The 1,032-nt window shown below is 69.3% G+C and carries 1 protein-coding gene; it reads right to left on the reverse strand.

Annotation, left to right across the window (positions count from 1 at the left end):
* Positions 1–35 precede the first annotated feature (35 nt).
* A complete protein-coding gene (locus tag U4E84_RS18720; RefSeq protein WP_322533551.1) occupies positions 36–878 on the reverse strand; it encodes an aldo/keto reductase in 843 nt (280 codons plus the stop codon).
* Positions 879–1,032 lie beyond the last annotated feature (154 nt).

Genomic DNA, 1,032 nt, shown 5'->3' on the forward strand with positions numbered 1-1,032 from the left:
GGGCGGTCTGGGCGCCACCGAGTAGGCCCGCCTCGTCACTGCTCGATCCCGTACACGTCGCTCGTCCAGTCGCGGGCCGGGGTGTCGTACACCGGCCGATCGCGGTCGCGCCCGTCGAGGCGCCGCCGGTCGGCCGCGTCGAGCTCCCAGTCCGTCTCGGCGTTGGCCCGGACGTGCGCCGGGGTCGACGACCGCGGCAGCGGGACGACGCCGTTATCGATCGCCCACCGGACGACGACCTGCGCGGGGTGCTTGTCGTACTTCTCGGCCAGTTCCGCGACGACCTCGTCGCCGAACACATCCGTCCGCGCGAGCGGCGCCGCCGCCTTGATCACGGTGTCGGTCTCATGGCAGTAGTCGACCAGATCCGGGCGCTGGAACCACGGGTGGAACTCGATCTGGTTGACCGCGATAGGGACGTCCGAAATGTGATGCGCGCAGCTGAGCTGGTACGCGCTGAAGTTCGAGACGCCGACGTCGCGGACGAGCCCGCGCTCGCGCAGCTCCGCCATCGCTCGGAGGGTTTCGCGCAGCGAGATGGCCGGGTTCGGCCAGTGGATCAGGTACAGGTCGAGGTAGTCGGTGCCGAGCCGGTCGAGCGACGCCTCGCACGACTCGATCACCGACTCGTAGTTGAGGTGCTTCGCGAGCACCTTCGAGGTGAGGAACACGTCGTCGCGGTCGACGTCGCTCGCCGCGAGGGCGTCGCCGACCGCTCCCTCGTTGTGGTACCCCTCGGCCGTGTCGACGTGCGCGTAGCCGGCGTCGAGCGCCGCTCGCACGCTGTCGGCCGTCTCCTCGTCGTCGAGGTCGTACGTGCCTAATCCGAGCGCCGGTAGCCCCGCGCCGTTCGGGAGCGTCTTCGTTGGGACGGTCACGCGAACGCCTTCGCCGGATCGCCGATTGAAAGTACCGGTCGGGGAACCCGCTCCGTCGCGGTTCCCGACGGTCGAATGCGGTATTTAAACGACAGACGCCGCTGCCCGCTCGCTTATAAATGACAGGCGGTGGCGCGTGCCTCCGAGTGGCCGC

The organism is Halorubrum sp. AD140, from assembly GCF_034497445.1.
Taxonomy (GTDB): Archaea; Halobacteriota; Halobacteria; order Halobacteriales; family Haloferacaceae; genus Halorubrum.